Origin of the sequence: Oceanobacillus sp. HCA-5259 (assembly GCF_037892815.1) — a bacterium.
In the GTDB taxonomy this organism is placed as follows: domain Bacteria; phylum Bacillota; class Bacilli; order Bacillales; family Amphibacillaceae; genus Oceanobacillus; species Oceanobacillus indicireducens.
Genome location: NZ_JBBKBV010000003.1, coordinates 37,084 through 62,596 on the forward strand (window position 1 = coordinate 37,084; position 25,513 = coordinate 62,596).

The 25,513-nt window shown below is 41.4% G+C and carries 20 protein-coding genes; 6 read left to right on the forward strand and 14 right to left on the reverse strand.

The annotated features are described in order from the left end of the window. The first annotated feature begins 15 nt into the window (after nt 1-15). Entirely contained in the window at nt 16-624 is a 609-nt protein-coding gene (locus WKU33_RS02630; protein ID WP_156857655.1) for a flavin reductase family protein, read from the forward strand. 17 nt (nt 625-641) lie between these two features. Continuing rightward, on the forward strand, nt 642-1,238 hold the full coding sequence (locus tag WKU33_RS02635) for an alpha/beta hydrolase (RefSeq protein ID WP_336251945.1): 597 nt from the start codon (nt 642-644) through the stop codon (nt 1,236-1,238). A gap of 345 nt (nt 1,239-1,583) precedes the next feature. On the opposite strand, the gene WKU33_RS02640 is transcribed toward WKU33_RS02635, so the two are convergent. The 6 genes from WKU33_RS02640 to aroD all read right to left on the reverse strand — a co-directional run bounded on the left by WKU33_RS02640 (nt 1,584) and on the right by aroD (nt 8,089). Next, nucleotides 1,584-2,177: a lysophospholipid acyltransferase family protein gene (locus WKU33_RS02640; RefSeq protein ID WP_156857657.1), complete on the reverse strand. Its 594-nt coding sequence runs from the start codon at nt 2,175-2,177 to the stop codon at nt 1,584-1,586. A 497-nt stretch (nt 2,178-2,674) separates the two neighbouring features. After that, nucleotides 2,675-3,664: a zinc-dependent alcohol dehydrogenase family protein gene (locus tag WKU33_RS02645; protein WP_340453060.1), complete on the reverse strand. Its 990-nt coding sequence runs from the start codon at nt 3,662-3,664 to the stop codon at nt 2,675-2,677. Between the two features lie 135 nt (nt 3,665-3,799). Continuing rightward, nucleotides 3,800-5,002 carry an MFS transporter gene (locus WKU33_RS02650; protein WP_340453062.1) on the reverse strand — a complete coding sequence of 401 codons (1,203 nt, stop codon included), beginning with the start codon at nt 5,000-5,002 and terminating at the stop codon, nt 3,800-3,802. Between the two features lie 280 nt (nt 5,003-5,282). Then, nucleotides 5,283-5,483, reverse strand: a complete 201-nt coding sequence (locus WKU33_RS02655; RefSeq protein ID WP_340453220.1) for a YesK family protein — start codon at nt 5,481-5,483, stop codon at nt 5,283-5,285. A 617-nt stretch (nt 5,484-6,100) separates the two neighbouring features. Then, complete coding sequence (locus tag WKU33_RS02660; protein WP_340453064.1) at nt 6,101-7,204, reverse strand: mechanosensitive ion channel family protein; 1,104 nt, start codon at nt 7,202-7,204, stop codon at nt 6,101-6,103. Nucleotides 7,205-7,288: 84 nt separating this feature from the next. After that, nucleotides 7,289-8,089 carry a type I 3-dehydroquinate dehydratase gene (gene aroD / locus WKU33_RS02665; protein WP_340453066.1) on the reverse strand — a complete coding sequence of 267 codons (801 nt, stop codon included), beginning with the start codon at nt 8,087-8,089 and terminating at the stop codon, nt 7,289-7,291. A 478-nt stretch (nt 8,090-8,567) separates the two neighbouring features. Here aroD and WKU33_RS02670 point away from each other — a divergent pair, with 478 nt between their 5' ends. Next, a complete protein-coding gene (locus tag WKU33_RS02670; RefSeq protein WP_340453067.1) occupies nt 8,568-9,218 on the forward strand; it encodes a GntR family transcriptional regulator in 651 nt (216 codons plus the stop codon). 220 nt (nt 9,219-9,438) lie between these two features. Here the strand turns inward: WKU33_RS02670 and brnQ are convergent, their stop codons facing one another. The 6 genes from brnQ to glgB all read right to left on the reverse strand — a co-directional run bounded on the left by brnQ (nt 9,439) and on the right by glgB (nt 19,563). Further along, nucleotides 9,439-10,800 (reverse strand): branched-chain amino acid transport system II carrier protein, encoded by a 1,362-nt coding sequence (brnQ, locus tag WKU33_RS02675; protein ID WP_340453069.1) that lies wholly within the window; start codon nt 10,798-10,800, stop codon nt 9,439-9,441. A 628-nt stretch (nt 10,801-11,428) separates the two neighbouring features. Next, the gene (locus tag WKU33_RS02680) at nt 11,429-13,855 is read right to left on the reverse strand and encodes a glycogen/starch/alpha-glucan phosphorylase (RefSeq protein WP_445321673.1); all 2,427 of its coding nucleotides are present in this window, start codon (nt 13,853-13,855) and stop codon (nt 11,429-11,431) included. Nucleotide 13,856: 1 nt separating this feature from the next. Further along, nucleotides 13,857-15,305, reverse strand: coding sequence for a glycogen synthase (locus WKU33_RS02685; RefSeq protein WP_340453071.1), 1,449 nt, complete (start codon nt 15,303-15,305; stop codon nt 13,857-13,859). An 84-nt stretch (nt 15,306-15,389) separates the two neighbouring features. Next, a complete protein-coding gene (gene glgD / locus WKU33_RS02690) occupies nt 15,390-16,493 on the reverse strand; it encodes a glucose-1-phosphate adenylyltransferase subunit GlgD (protein ID WP_156857102.1) in 1,104 nt (367 codons plus the stop codon). Then, on the reverse strand, nt 16,493-17,659 hold the full coding sequence (locus WKU33_RS02695) for a glucose-1-phosphate adenylyltransferase (protein WP_232334438.1): 1,167 nt from the start codon (nt 17,657-17,659) through the stop codon (nt 16,493-16,495). Before WKU33_RS02695 ends, glgD begins: the two co-directional genes overlap by 1 nt. Beyond that, nucleotides 17,656-19,563 (reverse strand): 1,4-alpha-glucan branching protein GlgB, encoded by a 1,908-nt coding sequence (gene glgB / locus WKU33_RS02700; RefSeq protein WP_156857101.1) that lies wholly within the window; start codon nt 19,561-19,563, stop codon nt 17,656-17,658. Before glgB ends, WKU33_RS02695 begins: the two co-directional genes overlap by 4 nt. A gap of 508 nt (nt 19,564-20,071) precedes the next feature. On the opposite strand from glgB, the gene pulA reads away from it, so the two are divergent. The 3 genes from pulA to WKU33_RS02715 all read left to right on the forward strand — a co-directional run bounded on the left by pulA (nt 20,072) and on the right by WKU33_RS02715 (nt 23,461). Continuing rightward, nucleotides 20,072-22,168, forward strand: a complete 2,097-nt coding sequence (gene pulA, locus WKU33_RS02705) for a type I pullulanase (protein WP_340453076.1) — start codon at nt 20,072-20,074, stop codon at nt 22,166-22,168. A 70-nt stretch (nt 22,169-22,238) separates the two neighbouring features. Continuing rightward, nucleotides 22,239-22,373 carry a hypothetical protein gene (locus WKU33_RS02710; protein ID WP_255454397.1) on the forward strand — a complete coding sequence of 45 codons (135 nt, stop codon included), beginning with the start codon at nt 22,239-22,241 and terminating at the stop codon, nt 22,371-22,373. Between the two features lie 101 nt (nt 22,374-22,474). Then, nucleotides 22,475-23,461, forward strand: coding sequence for a diaminopimelate dehydrogenase (locus tag WKU33_RS02715; protein ID WP_336251925.1), 987 nt, complete (start codon nt 22,475-22,477; stop codon nt 23,459-23,461). A 199-nt stretch (nt 23,462-23,660) separates the two neighbouring features. On the opposite strand, the gene WKU33_RS02720 is transcribed toward WKU33_RS02715, so the two are convergent. Together WKU33_RS02720 and serC are read right to left on the reverse strand one after the other, a co-directional pair. Further along, nucleotides 23,661-24,269: an SAM-dependent methyltransferase gene (locus tag WKU33_RS02720; RefSeq protein WP_336253603.1), complete on the reverse strand. Its 609-nt coding sequence runs from the start codon at nt 24,267-24,269 to the stop codon at nt 23,661-23,663. Beyond that, a complete protein-coding gene (gene serC, locus WKU33_RS02725; protein ID WP_336251923.1) occupies nt 24,269-25,378 on the reverse strand; it encodes a 3-phosphoserine/phosphohydroxythreonine transaminase in 1,110 nt (369 codons plus the stop codon). The genes WKU33_RS02720 and serC overlap by 1 nt, the downstream gene beginning before the upstream one ends. Nucleotides 25,379-25,513 lie beyond the last annotated feature (135 nt).

Below are 25,513 nucleotides of genomic sequence, written 5' to 3' on the forward strand. Positions count from 1 at the left end.
AGGAGGTGCCGCAACATGCTTTCGATTGATCCAGAAGAGCAAACGGAAAGAGAAAATTATAAGCTGCTAATCGGCTCCATCATTCCACGACCAATCGCATTTATTACAACTAAATCTTCAGACGGTATCATAAACGCAGCACCATTCAGCTATTTCAACATCGCTGCAACCGATCCACCGATGCTCGCTGTTTCGATTCAACGGAAGGACGGCACCCGGAAGGATTCAGCAAGAAATATAATCAATACGAAAGAATTTGTCATTCATATTGTCGATGAGGATAATGTAGCGGAAATCAATAAAACAGCTGCGTCCCTTCCCCCGAATAAAAGTGAAATCGATGTGACCAAACTGAATCTGGCAGGTAGTACCGATGTAGCTGTTCCCGCCGTCGAACAAGCAAAAGTCCGGTTTGAATGTACACTGGAAAAAGCAATCGAACTTGGACGGGATGACATAACTACTGCCGATTTGATCATCGGTAAGGTGGATAGATTCCATATCGCTGAAGATGTGTATGAAGCAGGCAAGATCAATTACGGCAAATTAAAAGCTGTTAGCAGGCTTGCCGGTCACGACTACGCCACGATCGGCAATATATTCAGTATCGAAAGACCGGTATAGAAAGGAAGATTATATAAATGAAACACGTATTCCAAAAAGGCAATGACCCTTCCAGACCAACATTACTTTTACTGCATGGTACCGGAGGAAACGAACAGGACTTGCTTCCCCTTGCAGAAATTATCGATAAAGACGCGAACGTACTGAGTGTTCGTGGCAATGTCCTTGAAAATGGGATGCCAAGATTCTTCAAGCGGCTTGCAGAAGGAGTATTCGATGAGGAGGACTTGATTTTCCGTACGCAAGAGTTAAATGAATTCCTTGATGAAGCGGCAGAGAAATATAAACTCGACCGGAACAATATAACTGCTGTCGGATATTCCAACGGTGCAAATATTGCAGCGAGTCTGATGTTCCATTATCAAGATGCACTGAAAGCAGCCCTTCTCCATCACCCAATGGTGCCAAGAAGAGAGATTGATTTGCCTGACTTGACTGGGAAGCGCGTGTTTATCGCAGCAGGGACGAATGATCTAATTTGCCCAGCGCAGGAATCAGAGGAATTGCACACTCTACTTGCCGATGCTGGAGCAGAAGTTGAACTCCACTGGGAAAACCGTGGTCACCAATTAACGATGACGGAAGTACAAGCAGCTGCCGCCTGGTATAAATAAAAATAAAGTCGCGGGTCTTACGTATTTTCAGCGTAAGACCTGCGACTTTTTGAAATATTTTACTCCAAGATTAAACATGATAAGATTGGGGGAGAAAGGAGTTGTTTTTTTGGACGGACTTATTTTTCTCATCGTAAGCTTTGTAGGTCCATTCATCGCTCTTATCATAATTGCAGTTGCAATCCTACGATCCATTAAAAAGTAAATTATATCTTCATTTAGTGGGTGTTTTTTCCTCCACTGAATGAAGTTTCACTTTATCGTCTTTTTCATTGTTCTTACCAAAAAACGAAAGACCTTATGATAAACATTCTTCCCCGTTTTTCATAAGGTCTTTGCACTCTCTTATTTTTCCTTCAATTGTCTTTGCAAGTTATGCATTTCATCATTCAGCTTTTCCATCATCGTATCCATTGCTTCTCTTCGCGGCTGATCTTCCGGCAAATAAATTGGATCACCGAAAATGAGCTTCGGCTTCTGGAATTTGAGTAAGTCTTTAAAGTTGTTCGGGCCAACGTAAGCTGCTGGTATAATCGGTGCTTTACCATAAGCTGCAATCGTCACGGCACCCCGTTTTAGAGGAACTTCCTCCGTTGTTCTCGTTCCACTCGGGAAAATTCCAATGATTTTCTCTTCCTTTAATAGTTTACGAGGTATCTTAATCGTGCTCGGTCCCGGATTATCCCGGTCGACTGGGAATGCATTCAAAACATTCATCAGCCAGTTTGTGAATTTCGTCTGGAATAATTCCTTTTTTGCCATATAATGAATTTGATTTGGCAATAAAGATACACCAAGCCATAAAATATCAACCCAGCCTGTATGCGTACAAGCGATAATGTATCCGCCTTTATCAGGTAATTTTTCTTTCTGATAGACTTTGATTCTTCCAAAAATATTCAAGATAATTTTTACTACATGTGCTGCAAAATTATACATGGTCTTTCCTCCTACACTCGTGCATCTCTCTTATTTTATCATAAAGCAGGAGGAACGGGTATCCTTTACTTGGAGGAGTTGGCTCTTTGTTTAGACCTTCTCTTTCTTTATTCTAATACTTGATATAACCAATAAAATCACTGTTAATAATAATGTAATCGGAATCCCTTGGCAAAACAACTGTTCCATTATTTTACTGCTCATCAATCATATGTAACCTGCGTTTGAATATCTGCTCTACTTTATTGGATCTGCATTTGCTATGATAGTTTTGTTCCTGATCGGTTCCCTATTATTTTTAAGATCCAAAATAAAAAAGGAGTCCATCTATTCGATGATTAGAGAGGAAGAATGAGAGTGTGATTGAAGTAGAAAGCCGCATGTTACACGTTTTTCCGCAATTGCGGGAACATGCGTCTTTTTCTCTTTTGCTTCATCTTGTTCAAATTGACATCTGAGATTTTCTGAAAATAAACAGGCGTAAACCTGTTTTTGACTCAATTGCTTGTTAAAAAGACCTTCCCTTGAACCTTTTTAGCCTCAACAGCATGTATAGCCGATTTAATATCTAATAAATCATATGTAGAATCTGCAACCATCAGCTGCAATTTCTGCTCACCTAATAATCTGATCACATGATCAAAGGCTCCCCGCCATTCATTTATGGAAACATTTTTATTCCAATTTCGCAAGTGAAATAGATTAGCTTTCACTTTTGCTTTATTTACAATTTCCATCCAGTTCACTTGCATCCCTGATAAAAGGCCGATTGTTAAGAATTTACCATTCGGACGTACACAAAAGGCCAACTCGTTACCAGAAGGGCCTCCAACCGAATCGATAGCTGCAACCGCACCCCTTCCATTTGTTAACTCCATAACGGTTTCAGTTAGAGAAGCGCTTGAAGTGTTTATAACATAAGAGGCACCTAAATCAAGTAAATCTTCCGTATATTTATCATTTCGTGTGACTGCAACTAATTTAAATCCTAGCACCTTCGCTAATTGAGCAAATATCCGACCAATGGAAGACCCGCACGCATTAACCAATAAAGTATCATTGGGCTGTAATTTCAACACCTCTGTACAAATCACCCATGCTGTAATCGGATTGATGTACATCTGCCCTGCTGTGAAATCATCAATGAACTCTGGTATCGGAACTGCAAATTCCGCTGATGTCCTCACATACGCTTGCCACGTCCCTTCCCCGCGCAAGGCTAAGACACGTCTTCCGATAAGTTGGTTGGACACGTTTGAACCTACTTCTTCCACCACACCTACACCTTCATAACCGGGAATAGTTGGTAAGGATATGCGATGGGCGTAAGAACCTCTAATTGGTATAAGATCAGAAGGATTAATAGGGCGTGCTAACATTCGAACAAGAACTTCATTCTCTTTTGGTGGCTTAACTTTCTTATCCTCAACACTTAACACATCCTCGGGACTGCCAAATTCATAGAATCTAACACATGTTGCATTCATTGCATGCCTCCTTGCTGGCAATTAAATTTTTTAATATACGTTGAATTTAAGTTTTGTACATTATTCCTTTTATCCGATTAATCTTTAGCCCAAATAAACAGGCAAGGTCATGAACGATTGACCTTGCCCAATATTTTATCGCTCCATCCCATTTCTAACAAATAATTTCCTACTCCGATAAACCACCATACTTACAATCAATAGCAATATTCCAGAAAATACAAATACCATTCTAATCCCAAATAAATCTGCTAATACCCCCATCATAAGGGAAGCGACGCCAAAAATACCCGTCGAAATCGCACCTAACGAAGTATATACCGTTGCCAATTGTTCTTTAGGTACACTAGTTTGGATAACTGTTTGCTGCGGGATTTCTTTGATCTGTCCAAACAGCCCGATACATAGTGATAGAAACAAGGCAAAGATTGGGATGCTGTTTAAGCTAAACAAAATGGTGACTAGAAAGCTTGCAAAGAAACCGGTGAAGATAAAAGCACCTATTCTCCTTTCAACAAAAGAGGAATATTTGATGCAATATACACTGCCTAAGATTAAGCCTAAAAAGAAACTACCATTAATGAATCCCCACCATTGTTCACCTACTTGTAAGGCATCACTGACAAATATAAAAAGTATAGCAGCAATCCAGACCGTTCCAGCAATGGTAGCGAAAAAGTCAATCCAAGCAATCTTCCTCAAAACAGGTGTGTAAAATAGAGTTTTCCATCCTGCTTTTATTTGCGCGACTTTTCCTTTGTGCTCTGGTTTACGATGGCTAACGTTTTCTAGCAAACATAATAAAAAACTTGATAAAATAAATAATCCACCAACGACCCAAATAAGCTGATATGCACTTAGAAACACTAAAAATAAACTTCCTGCAAACCACATTACCGTTTGAATAAATTGATAAACCGTTTCAGCAAGCCCATTCGCCTGAATTAAACGATCCGGTTTGACATAATGCGGGATCAACGTCTGCATTATTGGATTAGCACATCCGTCCAGGAAAGCAATCATCGCGATAATCAAAAAAATAATATAGTAGTTAGATGCTGTTAGACCAATCAACATAAATCCTAATACGACGAGAAATATTGTTTTACCAATTTGTGAGCCTGCCAATAACCATTTTAAATTTACCTTTCCAATCAAAATAGGAGTCAGTATACTGGAAACAAACATGGACGAAGTAATTGTAAACGGAACAAAAGAAGCAGCCGTTGCCGAATCTGTTAAAACAAAAATTGTACTAATAATACTCACCATATATAACACATCGCCTATATTAGCGAGTGATTGTCCCGACAGTAGTAATGCAAAGTTTCTATTCAATTTTTATCTTTTCCCCCAGTCGTTCAACTAAAATTTGCGTTAGCGTTATTAAGGGGAAATCAAATCGGATGGTCCATCTAACATTTTCTCCTTTTGACTAAGATAAAATGAAACTTCATTCAGGGGGAGTTTCTTCCCGCTCCCGACTGAATGTTAGTTGAACAGAATCAGGAATTTACGGACTGTTAATACGTGATAAATCCGGGGGAAAGAGGACTTATCTTATATTTTAACCTTTACAAATATTTCTGTTAATTAATCTTACGTTAAAAGCGTATGATCAGCTACTCGCTTTCCTTTTGTTTAATAACACAATAGCCGGGAGAGCAATAATCGATGCGACAAATAACGAAACACTTACTGCTCCTAGTCCCATCCCTTCCCATCTCCCAATAAGGAAACTGGTGAAAAATAAAATAATGCTAACGAATACGAACGCGATCGGGAAAAGTATTTTTTCCCTAATCCCTTTGGAATGTATGAAAGAAGGATTGCTGCGCTAATAAATAATAGTGTTAAAGCAACTAGACTCCACATTTGTCAGACTCCTTTCAAAGGATATCAAACTATTGACCTTTTAATCATAGCAATTCTGTCATTTTCAAATAAAAAATAACCACCCTAGCAGCCTGATATGCTAATTTTAGGAGGTCATTTTTTAACCCTAATTAGTGAGTCGGCCCTTGAAGGGCTATTGCACTAAACCGTTTGGTGTTCGAGCACCAGACGGTTTGATTATTTTATTACTCTCTATATTTATTATACCCGGTTTTTGGATAAAAAGAAACAATCTTAATTATTAGTTTGTGTCACTATTTAATCTGGAGCGCTTAGGAAACTAACGAAAAAACTTTCTGGTCTTTTTCAAGATTCTCCAATTCAATTCTTTAGCACTTTTCCTGTTATCGTTGATCCGGTCTTCTACGATGCAACGGTATAAAGAACGATCAATTAACTGCATGTGTGATTTCCCCTTTCGTTTTCTTGTTAACTCCATCATAAAGGAGAAATCATTCGTTGAAATCGGCTCGGAGGGTGATTTTTAAACTGGAAAAAACCCTACAATCGTTGTAGGGTTTCTCCGTCTTTGGGTGGAGATTATTCGGTTGCCCGGTCCCTTCCTTGAGACTTTTCTTCCTCCGACTCAACCATCAGCCGTCTGGTCGGCACAGCAATTTCAATACCTTCTTCTTCAAGAATGTCTAGTATTTTAAAGTTAATATCTTCACGAACCGCTAAGTGCTCCGCCCAAACTGTCGTCTTCGTAAAGAAGTAAAGAAAAATTTCTATACCGTCTTCCTGATACTGTTCAAAATAGACCATAATCGTTTCCGGATGGACTTCATCATGCTCCCTGATCAGTGTATTAATTTTTTCCAAGACGCTTTTGATTTTTTCCTTCGGTGTATCGTAAACAAGGCGAATGGAAAAATTAATCCGACGTTTACCCATTTTACTCCAGTTCGTAATGTTCTCGTTCGCAAGTGTATTATTTGGGACGATAACAAGAGCGTCCTCAAACGTACGGATCTTCGTGCTTCTAAAGCTAATATCTTCTACTGTTCCCTCAACCGATGGCGTTAAAATCCAGTCGCCAAGTGTGAATGGTTTTTCCGAGATGATGACAATCCCGCCAAGAATATTCGCAAGGGCATCCTTCGCCGCAAGTGAAATCGCAAGTCCCCCGAGGCCAAGCCCGGCAATGAACCCCTCGATACTGTACCCGAACTCTTTTAGAATAATCGTTCCACTTACCCCAATAATGATGACTTGTAAAGTTCGCGACAACAATGGGATAAGAATATCATCTATCCTTACATTTGTTCGCTGATTAATTTTATAAAATATATTCGACGAGGAAGACGACAAATTCAACAATCCCCAAGTCATTAGCACGATAAGCGCTACTTTCATGAGACTAATAAACCAATCCTGACCATGGTTAAAATAAGGATATATGCGTAAAGCTACGTAAAGTCCTACAAGTGTAAATAACCATTCGACCGGCTTTTGAAAGGATTGGAAAACATTCGATAGAAAATTAACTTTCGTTTTATTGATCAAGCGCATGATGATGCGGAAAACATATTTCGTAAATAATTTGCGGAACAGCAAGAATAAGAGAAAGACTCCTACTGCGATTCCGAGAGCTTTCAAGTGTGTATAAGATATGAGAAATTCCCAATTTTCCAAAGTGAACATTGTCAAACCTCCAACTTATCTGGCTGCAATTCTTTGATGATGTACGTCATTTTACAGTTGATTTTTCTATTTGTAAACCGTTAACTAGTGGGCATTATGAACGATTTGTAGAACCTTTTTCATCTCATTTGCAGTCACCTGACCAGGTGCGGAAGCGTGTTTTACCGCCGCAAAAGTAAGCACAGATCCGAAAATCTCTCCGCTCATTCGGGTCACGATGCCGAGACTCCCCATTGCAATCATAATCATCTTTCGGTTTGGATACGATTTTTTCAATTGCAGGTTCGCCTGGAGGACAGTGAGGACGTCTTCCTCTTTGACCGGCATGACAGCGATTTTCGGTATATCTCCACCAAGATCAAGCATTTTTTCTACCCGGCTCATAATTTCCGATGTTTCGGGTGTCTGTGAGAAATCGTGATTTGAAATAATCGTTAGAACTTGTTGCTCCTTCGCAATGGCAACAAGTTCTTTAACGGTATCTTCCCCACGGAATAATTCAATATCAATTAGCTGGACAGCTCCCGACTGGGCAACTTGTTTATTCAGTTCAATGTAATGCCTGACAGAAATATTCTTTTCTCCGCCCTCTTCTGCTGTCCGAAAGCTAAAGATAAGTGGCATACACCTGAGTTCTTGTCTTAGTTTAGCTAATGCCTCAAGCACCTTTTCCGTATCTAGCGCATGTTCAAAGAAATCGACCCGCCACTCAGCAAGATCTGCTTCCGAATTCCGCACTAACCCACATTCATCCAGTAATTCTTTTAAAGTTGTTCCCGTTAAAGGCGCACAAACTTTCGGCATCCCTTCACCTAATGTAAGATCACCAAGTTTATATCCCTGACTCATCTGCCACCAGTCCCTTTTTTTGTTTATTACTATCATTCTAATTTATCCTGACTGAAGTGACAAATGTTTGGGACATTGGTGTAATTTGTTTTAAAATAGTTACAAAAAAATAAGTGAGGAGATTCATAAAATTACCAACCAGTGGAAACACCTCTATGAAAAAATCATTCTCTCCTTATATTCCCTAACTCTCAAAAAACATGCCTGATTTTCAAAAGTTGAACCATTCCTCCATGAAATTCGCTCCTTACCTGATGTCCGTAAAATCAATTGAAAGGCCACCTGGTATTTCTATAATTGTTTCATATAATTCACCCGAGTAATTCATCACTCGTCTGTTCACTGACAACGTTTTAAGAATCCTAAATGGGTACTTCCATAAAACCCATTTCCCTCATTTGTTGCGTTTTCTGTTCTAACTGATAGGATCCCTCCCGGAGCGATATATTGTATATTTCTTTTCTTCGTTCATTCCTATATACTAGTACTAGAATGTATACGAGGGGGTAAAAGGATGCCGATACCTGAAAATCATTCCATATCGGTTCGTTTAACTGCGAAAGACCATGCTTACAATCAAATACAACAATGGATTATTGATGGTACCCTCCTGCCCGGGGAGAAAATAAATGATACAGAGCTCGCACAAGCCCTCGGTGTCAGCCGGACGCCAATTAGAGAAGCCTTGCAAATTCTCGAAACGGAAGGGTTTGTCAGGATGTTTCCCGGTAAAGCTACCCAAGTTACTGAAATTCATCGGGAATCCATTCATGAGCTGCTTCCCCCACTTGCATCTTTACAGGTTCTCGCAACAAAGCTTGTAAGTGAAGAGATTGAAGATAATATAATTACGGAACTGGAAGACATTAATCAACGTTTCCAAGCGGCGATCGAAACGGAGAACTATTATTCTGCGCTCAAAATTGATGAATTGTTCCACCAAGTAATTGTCGATGCAGCTGACAATACATATATCAAGCAGCTTGTCCGCTCCTTGCAGGCGCATGTAAGAAGACATTTCTTCCATAATGGGATCGTTCTTACCGAAGCTTCAATTTCTGACCACCGGAACATTATCCATTACCTTAAGAGGAAAAAACCGGAAGAGGCTGCAGATATAATGGAGAAAAATTGGCTGAGGACATTGGATATTCTAATAGATTAATAAAAAAACTGAACCCCCGTATAAATGTTTCATACGGGGGTTTGTTTATTTTTATCACGCATTAACGGTCTGTAATACCCCCCTCTCTAAACATAAGGGAAGCCCAGCATGAGAAGGTGGGGGATATACAGTCCGTAAGTAAATCCCTGATTCTGTTCAACTATCATTCAGTGGGGAGGTAAGGAACCCCCCTGAATGAAGTTTTCACTTTATCAGGTTATTAATTTGTCTCTGTCGCTGCAGGGCTGCCTGTAAACTTTGCGATAATTCCTGTAACGAAGATAACAATTAGTGCGGGAGCTAACCAGCCGAGTCCTTGATTATAAAGCGGTAAAAAGGACTCATAGAAATCGAGTACTGGTACCATAAATGCGAAATCAGCAATTTCAAGTGTATCCGTAAAAGTTTTTAAACCATCGAAAATACTGATTAAGAAAGTTACTCCGATTGTTGCCACGTATACAATACGGGCGTGATTAAATAGTGGTGATAAGAATGTTAAAATGATCAATACAATCGCTAATGGGTATAAGAACATCAACACCGGAACCGAAAAGGATATGATATTCGTTAAGCCAAAGTTCGCAACAATGAAGGTAATCGTTGAGAAAAAGACAACTAAAACTTTATAACTGATTTTCGGGAATAAAGTATTGAAATACTCCGCATTTGCAGTCACTAAGCCAATTGCCGTCGTTAAACAAGCAAGAATAATCATGACTGCGAGTAACAAGGAACCGACATTTCCAAAGTAATGGGACGCCGCACCACTTAATACCGGTCCTCCATTGTCAAATAAGCCTAATGAGCCAACCGAACCCGCACCTAAGATTGCAATTCCGATATAAATGGCTCCAAGTAGCGTGATCGCAATGAATCCAGATTTTGTAGCTGCAGATAATATTTGGCCTTTATCTTTAATGCCCAATGCTTTAATCGCATTAATTACAATAATAGCAAATACTAGTGACGCAAGGGCATCCATTGTATTATAACCTTCCAAAAATCCTGTAACAAATGCTCCCTCAATATATCCTTCCTCAGCCTCGCCAATTGCGCCCATTGGATTAAAGATTGCTACAATTAATAGTATCGCCAGCAATAGAACTAGAGCTGGAGCTAGAATTTTACCAACGTTATCTACTATTTTCGCTGGGTAAAGCGAGAATATTAAAGTAATTGCAAAGAAAATTAATGTAAAAATAAGAAGTCCAGTTTGTTCGGAACCATTCGGAACGAACGGCATAATTCCCACTTCATAAGCAACTGTACCTGTTCTCGGCGCTGCAAAGAATGGCCCAATCGTTAAATAAAGTAGTGCTGTAAAAAATACTCCATAAACTGGGTGTACCCTGCTCGATAGTTCTTGCAAGTTGGCACTTCCTGAAAAGGCAATTGCCACGACCCCTAAGAGCGGTAAACCAACTCCGGTAATCAAAAATCCGATAACGGCCGACCATAAATTCTCTCCTGCATACTGTCCTAGCTGAGCTGGGAAAATTAAGTTCCCTGCTCCAAAGAATAATGCAAATAACATAAAACCTATTGCGACATATGCGGATACTGATATTTTATCTCTCATCTTTCTTCCTCCTAGATGTTCTTTAATTAATTCTTTAGTTAGTCCTTTTGATAGAATTATCAAACAATTTAATAGAGTTCGAGCTATATGCAATATATCGGCTGGAATCTACTATACTATCTTTTAATACAAAAAACAATAGCTCATCTACAAATTTTTCGACTTTTTCCGCTAAAAGGAAAATCTGGACAAGCGAGGATGTCTGGGGGTTATCTTGTCTGCGAACCTAGAAAGGCGATATGGAAGTTATGAGAGGACTAGTTAAAGCCTGAGGGAAGCGGAAGTAGAGACGTTCGTCGAATTAGCGGCCTTATTACCGATCGAAGCATGTGGAATTGTAGTTGTTTGGCCGATTAGAGAATCTCTATTATCAAACGAAGCTCATCAAGTTGAAGAATTTGAGTGATTAAAGGTGCGATAAACGACTGTAGCACACACGAGACCCCGCTAAGAGAAACCAAAAAGAAAGAGAGCAGAACATAACCTGATATTTTACAGTTATGTTCCACTCTTCTAAACTGGGACAGTGCCTCTGACCCCGATGTCCCGATTCTAAACCGGGACAGTGTCTCTGACCCCAATGTCCCGATCCTAACCCGGGACAGCGTCTCTGACCCCGATGTCCCACTCAGGTTGGGTTTATTTTCCAGATGTCGTTTACATATTCTTGGATGGTGCGGTCGCTGGAGAATTTGCCGGAATGGGCGATGTTGATGAGGCTCATACGCTGCCATTTCATTTTATCCCTGTAGACACTTTCCGCGTATTCATGGGCTTCAATATATGGCTCGAAATCTTTCAAGACGAAATAGGGATCATTATGATAAAGAATATTGTAATAGATATCTTTAAATTCAATATCATGGGTACCAAATTCTCCATTATTCAACTGATCAAGAATACGTCTTACTCGATCATCCTTGTTATAAATATCACGGGCATGGTACCCGCCGTGCTGATAATAATCCAGCACTTCCTCTGCCTGCAGCCCGAAGATAAACATATTCTCTTCACCGACCAAATCGTGGATCTCCACATTTGCTCCATCCATCGTTCCCATCGTCAGCGCCCCGTTCATCATGAATTTCATGTTCCCTGTCCCGGAAGCTTCTTTGCTCGCTGTTGAAATCTGTTCACTTATTTCTGCGGCCGGTATGATTTTCTCCGCCAAGCTTACATTATAATTCTCTAGGAAGATCACTTTCAGCTTGCCCTTAGTATCTTTATCATAATTGACAATCGATGCGACTGTATTGATGAGCTTAATGACTTCCTTTGCCAAATGATAGCTAGGCGCAGCTTTGGCCCCGAAAATGAACGTCCGCGGTGTCATATCAAGATTCGGATTTTCCTTCAACTCATTGTAAAGATAAATAATATGGAACACATTGAGCAGCTGCCGTTTATATTCATGTAGTCGTTTAATTTGCACATCAAAGATCGACTGGTCTTCAACAGTTATCCCCATTTGCTGGTAGATAAAGTTGGCAAGTGCAAGCTTGTTTTCATTTTTCACTTTCGCAAATTGTTCAAGTACATCCTTGTCATGTTGGAATCGGAGTAAGCTGATCAATTGTTTCGGCCGTTTGACCCATTGATCGCCAATCATGTCTTGGATGAGGGAGGTGAGTTTCGGGTTCACCTGCATGAGCCAGCGCCTATGGGTAATTCCATTCGTCTTATTATTGAAGCGCTCTGGATAAAGCTCGTGGAATTCTATCATTTCCTTTTTCTTCAAAATTTCTGTATGGAGATTGGCGACCCCGTTCACACTAAAGCTTGCGACGATTGCGAGCCGTGCCATATGTACCTGTTCATCTGCAATAATTGCAAGCTCGGGAATTTTATCCCGCTTATCTTCATGGTCAAACCATATCCCCTGGCAAAAGCGTTCATTCATTTCATCGATGATCATATAAATCCTCGGAAGTAACTTCTGCATCATTGCTATTGGCCATGTTTCTAATGCTTCACTTAATGTTGTATGATTCGTGTAGGCAAATACACGTGTCGTAATTTCCCATGCTTCATTCCAGCCAAGATCCTCCTCATCCATTAAAATACGCATCAACTCTGGGATACTTAAGCTTGGGTGGGTGTCGTTAATCTGAATGACTATCTTTTCCGGAATATGTTTTAAGGAAAGCCGGTAATTTTTCTTAAACTGCTTGATCATATTTTGCACGCTCGCTGAAACTAGAAAGTATTGCTGCTTTAGCCGCAGCTCCTTTCCTTCATAACTGGAATCATCAGGGTAAAGGAAGCCGGAGAGCTGTTCAATCGAATGCTCGAAATCAAGGTGATGATAAAATTCTTCTTGATTCCCGGAATTGTCCGGTGCCCCGGATACAGGTTCAGCACTCCAGAGCCGGAGCGTGTTCACCGTCTCATTCTCATATCCGATAACCGGAACATCATAAGGCACAGCCAAAACTTTATCTGTATGTTCATGATTGATTTCGAGTGAACCGTTACGCCTCTGATGCATTCGGACAATCCCCTGAAACTGGACAACACATGCTTCTTCCTCTCTCCGCACTTCCCATGGATAAGGTTTTTTCAGCCAATAGTCTGGGAGCTCGACCTGGTTTCCGTGGATAATGCGTTGCTCGAACAATCCGTAACGATACCTGATTCCGTAACCATGCCCTGGATAATTTAAAGAAGCGAGGGAATCAAGGAAACAAGCAGCTAGCCGGCCAAGACCGCCATTCCCAAGCGCAGCGTCTTGTTCCACTGCAAAGACGTCTTCTGCTTGGAACCCAAGTTCCTGAAGCGCCTGATTTGCTTCCTTGAGCATACCGAGGTTCAGTAAATTACTTTCGATCAGTCTTCCAATTAAAAATTCCAGAGAAAGGTAATAAACTTGTCTCGCTTGTTCCGATTTATAACGTTCATTTGTTTTATCCCAAAGCGGCTTCACTTGTTCATTGACGACAGCTGCTAAGGCGTAAAACACTTCTTCCTCCGTCGCTTCTTTTACATCAAGACGATATGTCGTGTTTATATACGTTGTAATGCGTGCTTTCAGGTCTTCTGCAGTTAACCGCTTCAAATTAAATCGCTCCCTGTTCATCAAACTCATTTTTCGGTGATACTATTTCCTTATAAAGCTCTTTATACTGTTTCGCTGACTCCTTCCAAGTATAAGCACCTTTATTTACATTTTTAATAAGCTGCTTCCATTTTTCTGTATCGCGATAGATTTCGAGGGAGTAATCGAGCACATGAAGCAGTTCATGGGCATTATAATTGGTAAAACTGAAGCCATTCCCTTCCCCTGTTTCCTTGTTAAAGGCGGTCACTGTATCTTTCAAGCCGCCCGTTTCTCTTACAATTGGAACAGTGCGGTATTGGAGTGCAATCAACTGGGATAACCCGCAAGGCTCAAACTTCGAAGGCATCAGTAAAAAGTCGGCACTCGCATAAATTCTCCGAGCGAGCTGTTCACTGAACGTAAGCAATGTTTTCACCTTATCTGGATATGCCCCTTCAAGATACGTAAAATAATCCTCAAACTCCTGCTCCCCGGTACCAAGAACAAGGAATTGAATATCTTCTTGTAAAAAGTCATCTATGATCCGCTGAACGAGGTGAAGCCCCTTTTGTTCCACAAGCCTTGTCACCATCACATAAAGCGGCCGATCCGGGTGATAAGTGAAGCCAATTTCTTCTTGAAGCAACTCGCGGTTTCCACGTTTTTTACTACGAGCTGTCCGGTAATTGATTGGCAGATGCGGGTCTGTCAGTGGATGATATTCCGTCGTATCAATCCCGTTCAATATGCCGATGACATCTGCGTCCCGTTCGCGGATCATTTGATGCAGCCCTTCACCGTAGTACGGTTCTTTTATTTCTTCCGCATAGGTTGGGCTTACCGTTGTAATTTTATCCGCATGAAACAGAGCTGCCTTCAAGCTATTAATCATCCCGTCCCATTCCATCCCCGCTAAATGTCCGCGGTCCATTTGAAAGAAATCTTCGTAAACATCTGTTGGCATCAGCCCTTGATATTTCAAATTGTGGATGGTGAAAACTGTTTTTAAATTCGGCAACGGCTGCATGACTTTCGCTAACAGGACGGCAAGACCTGCTTGCCAGTCATGGGCGTGCAGAACGTCTGGTGTGAAATCAATCAGGGGAAGCGCTGTAATCACCGCATGACTGAAAAAGACAAATCGCTCTCCGTCATCATAATAACCGTAAATACCTTTTCGACTAAAATAATAGTCGTTCGAAATAAAATAATAGACACAGTTTTCATGGGTTAACGTATAAAGCGCCGCCTGCTGTTTTCTCCAGCCGACATGAACGTCATATGTCGTAAGGTATTCCATTTTCTCCTGCCATTCCTCGCCGATCTCATCATAATAAGGCAACATCACCCGTACTTCCAGCTCCTCATGAGCTTGAAGAGCCTGTGGCAAAGAACCAATTACGTCCGCCAGCCCCCCAGTCTTAACAAACGGCACACCCTCTGAAGCAACAAATAAAACCCTCTCCATTTGCACTTACCTCCTATCATTGGGACATTGGGGTCAGAGCATTTGTCCCACCACCGGGACAAATGCTCTGACCCCAATGTCCCGCTAAACGATTTGTCTTTTTGCTACGACGTATGGTTTGTCGCTTGTGCCAATGATGCGCTGGCCTTTTTTCACATGGACGTCTTTATCTAAGATTACATTTTCGAGGTAGACATCTTCTTCAATTTTACAGCGTTGCATGATGATGGAATTTTTGATTGTAGAATGGTCACTTACTTCCACCCCTCGGAAAAGGATACTGTTTTCCACCTGACCATTCACGATACAGCCATTTGCGATAATCGAATGATTAACGAGTGCCTGAGCTTGGTATTTCACAGGCGGGTTGCTTGATGCTTTCGTCCGGATGAACGGTTTCGCAAATAAATTAATGAAATTCTCTTCCGTCAATAGTTTCATATTTTCCCGGTAAAAGCTTTCAATCGTATTTATAAACGCATGATATCCATCATATTTATACGCCCGGACGTCCAATTCATGGAGCTGGTCTTTGATTCCATCGGCAAAAAGATTCTCCTTATGGTAAGCGATGCAATAATTGACGATCTCCATCAGTAAATCCTTCTTAATGATATAGACACCCGTGAATACATTAGGATTCTGCTCATCATTCGTTATGCCGATTACCCTAGCGTCTTCCCCTTCTTCAATCCGGAAATAAGCTTGATGCTCCGGTCGGATCTCATCAACCGGCGTATAAATTACCGTCACGTCCGCGTCCGTTTCAAGATGCTGGCTGAACGCTTCTTTATAATCCGTATTCGCAATGAACTGACTGCCGCTAACTAGGACATGATTCGCCTTCCCCCGATTAAAATAATCTCGATTATTATGGAAAAAGCTCAAATCACCACGTGAGCGATCACTAGGATCATTCCAGTCCGGCGGTAAAATAAATAACCCGCCATGTCTCCGGTCGAGATCCCAACTTTCCCCCGACCCAAGATGATCGAGCAGGGAGCGATATTTATGCCGAACAAATACTGCCACTTCCTCCATTCCAGAATTGGTCATATTTGATAAAGCAAAATCGATCAGACGGTATCTTCCGGCAAATGGAATTGATGCATTATTGCGGAAGTAGGTGAGTTCATTGAAAACATGATATTCCTGATCAAGATTAATTAGCCCCATCATCCGGTCCATTAGTTCATACCCTCCATTTCACTAAAATGCTCCCTTATATTTTGCTGATTAAGGACTAATGGTTCTGCGTGCTTCGTCGCGTAAACCTGCACCCCGTCCGGAACCTCCGTATTTTCCATGACGATAACCCGTTCCAGGACGACATTTTCTCCGATAGTCACTCCAGGATGCAGGATCGATTGATGGATTGATGCATGCTGTTTTACGAGCACATTTCGGAAAAGGACGGAATTCGATACATCTCCATAGATAAAGCAGCCGGTATTAATGAACGAATTTGTCACCCGACCGGTTCCTCCAATATATTGCGGCGGGAAATTGGCTTCATTTGTATAGATTTGTTTACTCCGGTCTTCTCTTGCTACTGAAAGCGGACTACCGGAATCTTCGTCAAGTAAATCCATCGTTGCTTCCCAGTAACTCTGAATCGTGCCAACGTCTTTCCAGTATTCGGTAAATAAATAAGCGAAAAGCCGTTTATCCTGACCAAGCATTGCCGGGATAATATCTTTGCCAAAATCATGGCTGGAATCCGGATCAGTCGCATCTTCTATTAAAAATTTCCGGAGTGTTTCCCATGTGAATATATAAATTCCCATCGATGCAAGATTACTTTGCGGATTAGCAGGTTTTTCTTCAAATTCATAGATTTCGAGTGTCTCGGTTGTATTTAAAATTCCGAACCGGGAAGCATCCTCCCACGGAACTTCAATGACCGAAATCGTTGCATCGGCATTCGTCGCTTTATGCTGCGCGAGGACAGATTGATAGTTCATTTGATAAATATGATCACCGGAAATAATGAGCACATATTTCGGATCATATTGATCGATGAAATGAATGTTCTGGTAAATTGCATCAGCAGTTCCAGAATACCAATCCCCTCCATGCTTGCCGGTTGCCGGTGAAAGCATCGTCACACCGCCATTCCTCCGGTCCATGTCCCAAGCTTTGCCGTTACCGATATGCTGATTTAAATTGATTGGCGAGTATTGTGTCAATACGCCAAGTGTTTGAATCGAGGAATTTGCACAGTTGCTTAAGGTGAAATCAATAATCCGGTACTTCCCGCCGAATGGAACAGCAGGCTTTGCGTTCTCATTCGTAAGTAAACCGAGGCGTTTCCCCTCTCCTCCTGCTAATAACATTCCAACACATTCTTTCAATTCGCATCCTCCTCGTCTCTTCTCTTAAAAATCATGACAGCAAGTGGTGCAACTTTTATTTTGATATGCTGCTCTAAGCCATGCCATTTCTTGGGAAAACTGAAATGTTCATCATTATATTGACCCGAACCGCCGAAAATCTCTGCGTCCGAATTAAAAATCTCTTCATAAACGCCTGGTTCCGGCACTCCAATTTTATAATCATAATGGACATTCGGTGTGAAATTACAGACGATAACGAGCTCTTCCTTCTTACATTTCGCCCGTCTTCTAAAGGCAATTACGCTTTGATCAATCTGATGCGGGTCAATCCAAGCAAAGCCTTCCGGTTCATGATCAAGCTCATACAATGCCGGCTCACCTTTAAACAGGCAATGTATAGCTTTGATATAATCGAACATTCCTTTATGTAATGGATAATCCAATAGATGCCAATCAAGCTCCTCTTTATCCTTCCATTCTGAATAGAGAGCAAGCTCTGCGCCCATGAACAATAACTTTTTCCCCGGGTGGCTGAACATATAACCAATGAGCAATCGTAATCCGGCGAATTGCTGCCACTGGTCACCAGGCATTTTGGATAATAAAGATTTCTTTCCGTGGACGACTTCATCATGCGATAATGGCAGCAAGAAGTTTTCCGTGAATGTATACATGAAGGAGAATGTAACGAGATTATGATGCCACTTGCGGTAGATTGGATCCATCTCTATATATTCAAGCATGTCGTTCATCCAGCCCATATTCCATTTGAAATTAAAGCCGAGACCACCAAGATAAGTCGGCGCGGTGATGAGCGGATAATCTGTACTGTCTTCCGCCATCATGAGCGCATTCGGCCGGTATTGGAAGACTGTTTTATTCAATTTACGAAGAAAGGCAGTTGCCTCGAGATTCTCTTCTCCCCCGTAAGAATTAAAGATTTTCCCCTCGTGCTCGGGCCGGTCAAAGTTAAGATAAAGCATACTTGCAACCGCATCGACACGGATTCCATCTATATGAAATTCTTCCAACCAATAAATGGCATTCGAAACAAGGAAGCTCTGTACTTCCGGACGTCCGAAATCAAAGGCTAGGGTACCCCAGTTATGTTTCTCCGCTTTTTTCAAATCACGGTATTCATAGAGGGCTTCCCCGTCGAACTGACGTAAACCGAAATCATCTTTACAAAAATGTCCCGGCACCCAGTCCATAATGACACCGATCCCCGCCCTGTGGCAGGTATCAACGAACGCTTTGAATTCTTCCGGGGTGCCGTAACGGGACGTGACCGCATAATAGCCGGTTATCTGATAGCCCCATGATAAATCAAATGGATGCTCTGCCAATGGCAAAAGCTCAATATGGGTAAATCCGAGATTTAATACATATGGAATAAGTGTTTCTGCTAGTTCTGTGTAGGTTAGATGATCACCATTCTCCTTCAATTTCCATGAACCAAGATGCACTTCATAAATGGATATCGGAGAGGTATAAGGATTATAGGTCCGCATCTCTTTCTGCCAGGCAGTATCCTTCCACTCATAGACTTCTAGAGAAGGTGTCAATGAGGCAGTGCGTGGACGGATTTCCGCTTGCCCGGCATAGGGGTCTGCTTTTAGAATCATTTCGTTGTCTGCTGTAGTTATATGGTATTTATAAGCAGTATTAGGAGGTATATCGCTGAAGAAACCTACCCAAATCCCTTCGTCATTCAAGCGCGTCAACTCATGAGTCTGTCCCTTCCATTCATTGAAATCCGCTGCAATAGCGACACGCTTTGCGTGAGGAGCCCAGACAGCAAATCGAAAGCCTTCCGCACCTTCCCATTCAATGAAATGGCAGCCAAGCAATTGATACACTTGATAATTCGTTCCTTGATGAAATAAATAAATTGCATCTTCATTCATGCCATACAACAACATTCACCTCCTTTATTACAACAGAAGATTATCACTAATTCAAGATAAAGGCAAGGAAGATTTTGAATATTTTTTATACATTTTTGTCGAAACCTAGCGAATCGATGAAAAAATATAAAATAATATTCGTTAATTCATAAAACCTCATCCCTTCACCGTTCGCATGATGTCTAATACTATAGTATAAATACGGTTATATGATTGACGAATATCAATATTTTTGGAAAGACAAAATAAATTTAACAAAGCTGTAACAAGTATTTTCACAGTTAACTGTCTATACTAAAAGGCATATATTTGTTTAACTGTTTATCACGTATTAACGGTCTGTAATACCCCATCCTCTAAACATGAGGGAAAACCAATATGTGAAGGGGGTAAACAGTCCGTAAATACCTGATTCTGTTCAACTAACATTCAGTGGAAAGGGAAGGATTCCCCACTGAATGAAGTTTCACTTTATTAAAAGGGTTACGATGCTGCTAAGGCGAGCGATAAAGGAGGCAGGTTCATGAGCAATTATACGGCATGGATGGATGACGTTCATCTCATTACAATTTCAGTTGATGAGCTGGACCCATTAAGAAAGAGGCTTGATACTCCACCGATCATCTATTGGGAGAAAGAACAAACCTATTTTCATACTGAGTTCCATCAAGCACCAAATCCACATACCCTACATTTCTCCCATCAAGAAGCACTTCCAATTGGCGAGGAATTGACCTTATTATGGGGAGAAGCGGAAATCCCTGTCTTTCCTAGAGACATTGTCCGGAAAGAGGCTTTTGATGAAAGATATAGCGCACCCGACACGACATTGGGACCGATTTGTACGGAGGCTGAAGCCACTTTTCAACTATGGACTCCTGTTGCAACTACCGTGGAAGTAAATGTTGACGGTAAGTTGTACCCCATGAACCGGACCGAGAACTTCGTATGGACGCTTACATTAGCCGGCGATTGGCACGGTTCACCTTATCATTTCGAAGCATCCATCCACGGCAAAAGGGTACGTGTAAATGACCCGTATGCAAAAGGCATGACCCCAGACAGTGAAACTTCTGTTTTGATCGACCTTTCCCGTACGATGCAATTGAAAAACACGAAACTTCCTGTTCAGTATCCGACAGACGCAATCATTTATGAACTTCATGTGAGGGATGCAACGATTCACCCGAACAGTGGTGTGAAAAATAAAGGCCGATTTTTAGGACTCACGGAGAAATATACGACAACGGAAAATGGATATTCAACCGGGTTATCCTATCTAAATGAATTGGGTGTGACCCATGTACAGCTTCTCCCTGTTAATGACTATGCCCGCGTTCCTGAAATGGAACCAGAATTAGGATATAACTGGGGATATGACCCGCTTTACTTTCAAGTACCTGAAGGCAGTTATTCCGTTCTTCCCGATCAGACACTTGCCCGAATTAATGAGCTGAAAAAGATGATTCAAGCATTCCATGAAGAAACAATTGGAGTCATTCTTGATGTTGTATTTAATCATGTCTTCGTTAGGGAAGAATCCGATTTCGAAAAATTAGTTCCTGGCTATTACTTCCGTTACGATAACGAAGGAAACCCGAGTAATGGAACCGGTGTCGGGAATGACTTTGCCTCGGAAAGGAAAATGGCAAGGAAATTTATTGTCGATACGATTGATTATTGGCTAACAGAATATAAAGTTGATGGGTTCCGTTTTGATTTAATGGGGAATATCGATATCGAAACAATTCGGCAAATTAAAGAACGCTGTCTGCAAGAAGAGCGAATGATTCTTTTACTCGGAGAAGGCTGGGATTTACCAACCGCACTAGATCGGGAGAAAAAAGCGATTACTGCCCATGCAGCTCAATTAAAAGGGATTGGCTTCTTTAATGATTATTTTCGAGATACTTTGAAAGGAAGGCTATTTGACACCGGGGACAAAGGCTTCATCAATGGATCCGGGCGTTTTCATGAACGACTCGGCGACCTTGTGAAAGCTGTGACGTTAACGGAAGGAATTAGTAACCACGAAATTCAGCAAAGCGTAAATTACGTAGAATGCCATGATAATCATACCCTTTGGGATCGGCTTGCCCTTACAAATAAAGAAGACTTTTCCACACGGAAGAAAATGCATCAACTGGGAACAGCACTCACATTGCTTAGCCAAGGTATTCCCTTCCTTCATGCCGGGCAAGAATTTTTCCGGACGAAATATGGAGTGGAGAATAGTTACCTGTCCGGAGATGCTATCAATGCAATGAATTGGACCCGTCGGGAAACAGAGAATGAAACAGTTGAGTTTGTTAAAAAACTGATTCAGTTGCGGAAAAATCATTCCGTATTTCGTATGCGCAGTCAAGAGGAAATCGCCCAGCGCCTGCACCTGTTAGAGGGACATAATCCATTATTTGGCTTCACCTTACTAGAAGATGGAAAAGATATTACCATCTTCATCAATCCTACTCGTGAAGTAAGGCATATACAGCTTCCAGCACCAGGCAATTGGAAAGTTACGGTTACGAATCACCAAGAGAGACCGGACAAAGTTGTTCAAGGTGACTTGTTCCACGTTTATGAGTATGAAGTTGCTGTACTGGAGAAAGACCGTTTTTAGAGTCAGCTGGTTTTTATTATACTACTGGAAATTGAAAGTATTAGAGAAATGAAAGATTAGAAGGTTTCATATGGTAATCGGCCTCGGAGCAATCGGGGCCGTTAAAAACGTAGAACTAGGGCGAGCGAATACTGAAATGCAGCATCATACCGGTCCGGATACGATTATTCTTTCCCTCCTAACGGTGTTTCCAGTGAAGAAATAATTGAGATAAGACTATTAATAAGATAAATTAATATTTGAGCTATATACTATTTTTCTGTATGATTAAATCTATACTATTTTGACAAAAAGAGGAGGATGTTCATGGATAACCCAATTAGAATAGGCATTTTAGGATACGGTAATTTAGGACGAGGTACAGTAAAAGCTGTTAAACAATCCTCCGACATGGAAATTGTAGCGGTATTCACAAGAAGAGATCCAGCAGATCTAGAGTTGGAGGATGCCTCCATTCCGGCATTACATATTGATGAAATAACCGATTATCAGGATAAGATTGATGTGATGATCCTCTGCGGTGGTTCAGCGACAGACTTGCCAGATCAAGGACCAGCATACGCTCAACTGTTTACGACCGTTGATAGTTATGATACCCATGCTAAGATTCCAGATTACTTTGAAGCTGTTGACGCAGCAGCGAAGGAAGGTGGCAATACTTCCATTATCGCAGTCGGCTGGGATCCGGGTCTATTTTCTATCAACCGGCTTGTAAGCGAATCAATCATACCAAATGGGGAAACGTATACGTTCTGGGGGAAAGGATTAAGTCAGGGACACTCCGACGCTGTCCGCCGCGTAGAAGGAGTTAAGGCTGGTGTCCAGTACACGATTCCGTCGGAAGATGCAATGGACCGCGTTCGCAGTGGAGAGAACCCGACATTGGAAACAGCAGAAAAGCACCGCCGTGTCTGCTATATCGTGCCAGAAACTGGCTATGATGAGGCAAAAATTGAGCATACGATTAAAATGATGCCGAACTATTTCGCGGATTTTGATACAGATGTTCACTTCATTACCGAAGAGCAACTGGCTAAAGAACATGCGAAAGCACCTCATGGCGGCTTCGTGATCCGCTCCGGACAGACTGGAGAAGACAATAACCAGCTAATCGAGTTCTCACTCAGACTGGACAGTAACCCGGAATTCACTTCAAGTGTGCTTGTCGCCTATGCCCGCGCAGCATACCGCTTGAACCAAGCAGGCACGACCGGAGCCAAAACCGTATTCGATATCGCACCAGGACTCCTCTCTCCACGCCCGGCAAGCGATTTAAGAAGAGATTTATTATAATATTGAGAGGCAAAATCCCAAGTCTTTGTTATGACTTGGGATTTTTTGTCACGCATTAACGGTCTGTAATATCCCCACTTCTAAACATAAAAGAAACCCAACATATGAAGATGGGGATAAACAGTCCGTAAATCTCTGATTCTGTTCAACTAACATTTCAGTGGGGGATAAGGAAACCCCCACTGAATGAAGTTTCACTTTATATTCGATAAATTAAGATACGATCGTCGGAATCATTTTTGTAGAAAATATCAATCGTTATTTCCTGAACTAATTCAAAGCTCGTATTCTTTTCCAGATAATAAATATATTCCGCATGCGGATAGTAAATCAGAAGATCGATCGAACGCGGATACTCCTCCACCGACTTTAAAATATTATGGACGACTTTTTGAAAAATCTTGACCGAAAATGGATTGAAAAAATAGAACCGATTATCCTCTGGTGCAATTTGATACTCTTGTGCCGGACAATTTAAAAATTCAATCCTTTTTAAACGATCCGGGTGCTGCATTTGATAGCCTGCTAAATTCTCAATTGCATCTGCCAATAAGTCATCCTCCATTTCCACACCTTTCACCGAAGCACCGGTAAAATGATGAAGATAGAAATTAATCCGCCCTTTCCCGCAACCGAAATCAACAAAACAATCATTCTCCGTTATTGGATAATGCTCAATCAACGTTTCCAATGTTTCATAAGATGTCGCTTCATATGGATTATTATGGTAGGAAACAGGGAGCTTTACAAACCTGTTCTCTCCCGTGCGGATCCCAAGTAATTTATCATACTTATATTGTTTCAACATTATCTTCCCTTTTCTACTTCTGCCGCTGAATCATGATGCTTCTTTTCAAATTCTCGCATTACATCGACCAGTAATTCTACCCCTTCCACCGGCATTGCGTTATAAATGCTCGCCCGCATACCGCCAACGGAACGATGACCTTTCAACGTTTCAAGTCCCGCCGCTTTTGCTTCTTCAATGAATGCAGCATCAAGCTCTTTGGATGGCGTGACAAAAGGAATATTCATCAAGGAGCGGCTTGCCTTGTCTACTGGAGTCGTGAAGAAATCAGACTCGTCCAGAAAATCATAGAGAAGTTGCGCCTTCTTTCGGTTCTTCGCCTCCATCGCTTCAATACCGCCAAGACCTTTTAACCATTCAAATACGAGGGATGCCATGTAAATGCCAAAGGTTGGTGGTGTATTATATAATGAATTGCTTTCGCTATGTGTCTTATAATCAAGCATAATTGGGCAATCCGCCTTCGCTTTACCGATTAGGTCTTCACGGATAATAACAATTGTAAGCCCAGCTGGACCAATATTTTTCTGAGCACCGGCATAGATGATACCGAACTTATTCACGTCAATTGCTTCAGATAAAATATTGGAAGACATATCAGCAACTAACGGAATGTTGCCTGTGTCCGGGATATCCGTAAAAGCGGTCCCTTCAATCGTATTGTTCGTCGTAATATGTATATAATCTAACTCCGGATCAAATTCCACCTCGTCAAGATTAGGGATATAGTTGAACCCGCGGTCTGCACTTGAAGCGATAACTTCCACTTCACCGAATTTCTCCGCTTCTTGGATCGCCTTTTTCGACCAGGAACCAGTATGGACAAAGCCCGCTTTCCCATTTTGCATCAAATTCAGCGGTACCATGGAAAACTGTAGCGTCGCCCCACCTTGGAGGAACAACACTTTGTAATTATCCGGTATATTCATTAATTCACGTAAATCTTGTTCTGCTTTCTCAATCACTTCTGTAAAAAGTTTAGACCGGTGACTAAGTTCCATAACTGACATTCCAGAATCCGCATAGCTTAATAATTCTTTTTGTGCTTTTTCCAAGACTTCTAACGGTAGGATGGAAGGCCCTGCTGAAAAGTTATAAACACGCTTCATTCGTTCTCGCCCCTAACTATTTTCATGTTCAACATTCGGATTTTTCAATATTAACCTTCATTATAATCAATGCCCTTGCATGTTGCAAGCGGGTAAACGAACGTTTTATAGCACAACTGATTTAACGTACGTAAA